Raw genomic sequence first — 231 nt, 5'->3', positions numbered from 1 at the left:
GATTATTGCGTGAGTTGCGGGAGGGCGTGAGGGCCGTGGCGTAAAAGTAGTTACAGTAGTGCCCGCGGACAAAAAGATAGGGAAGAAAACGATAAACGGGGTTGTGATGCTATCAGACGTTCAACCGGGAGCCCCGCGGGCGCTTTTAGAAGGCTCCGACTTACCGCGGATTCGAACAGGGGGGCGATCTGGAGTAGCGACAACACATGGAGCTCGTCATAACGCAAAAAG

The 231-nt window shown here is 54.5% G+C and carries 1 pseudogene; it reads left to right on the top strand.

Annotation, left to right across the window (positions count from 1 at the left end):
• Positions 1-13 precede the first annotated feature (13 nt).
• A pseudogene (locus JDS82_RS29470) lies at positions 14-231 on the top strand (ornithine cyclodeaminase family protein); the annotation flags it as partial.

It is taken from the genome of Bacillus cereus group sp. N14 (assembly GCF_016483555.1).
Classification (GTDB): Bacteria; Bacillota; Bacilli; order Bacillales; family Bacillaceae_G; genus Bacillus_A; species Bacillus_A wiedmannii.
Note: the sequence above shows the minus strand (reverse complement) of the source record. Positions and strands in the feature narration are given on the sequence as shown.